This window comes from Streptomyces ureilyticus, from assembly GCF_011045025.1.
Lineage (GTDB): Bacteria > Actinomycetota > Actinomycetes > Streptomycetales > Streptomycetaceae > Streptomyces > Streptomyces ureilyticus.
The window spans coordinates 1-719 of sequence record NZ_JAAKZX010000507.1; the positions used below are offsets into that span (position 1 = coordinate 1).

General features: G+C 69.8%; 1 protein-coding gene. It reads right to left on the reverse strand.

What is annotated here, in order from left to right; genetic code table 11:
* On the reverse strand, positions 1 to 719 hold a 719-nt coding region (locus G6048_RS48405; protein ID WP_165345928.1), incomplete at both ends, for a beta-ketoacyl reductase.

Consider the following 719-nt stretch of genomic DNA (forward strand, 5'->3'; position numbering starts at 1 on the left):
GCGGGCGAGTCCACGCAGGAGGGCCGGGAAGGCTCCCGCGTCTGCGTGGGCTCGTAGTCCGGCGGGGTCCAGCCTGATCGGTACGAGGAGCGCGTGGTCGGTACCGAGGGCGGCGTCGAACAGTCTCATGCCCTGTTCGTTGGTGATCGGGGCCAGTCCGGAGCGGGAGATCCGTGCGGTTCCGTCGTCCTGGACGTCCTTGGTCATGTCACTGGTTTGTGCCCACAGGCCCCAGGCGAGTGAGAGGGCCGGAAGGCCTGCCGCCCTGCGGTCGTGCGCGAACGCGTCCAGAAAGGAGTTCGCCGCCGCGTAATTGCCCTGCCCCGGACTGCCCAGCACCCCCGACGCCGACGAGAACAGCACAAACCCCGCAAGATCCAGCTCGCGCGTCGCCTCATGCAGATGCACCACCGCATCGGCCTTCGCCCGCAGCACCGCATCCAGATCCCCGGGCGTCAGGGCCGGGATCGTCGCATCCGCCAGCACACCCGCCGCATGCACCACCGCGGTGAGCGGATGCTCCGCCCCGATCCCGGCAACCAGCCCCCCGACCGCATCCCCGTCCGCCACATCACACGCTACGACGGAGACGTCCGCCCCCAACTCCTCCAGCTCACTCAGCAGTTCCTTGGCCCTTGGGGCCTCCATTCCACGGCGGCCTGCCAGCACCAGATGCCGCATTCCGTGGCCGGTCACCAGATGCCGGGCCACCAGCCCGC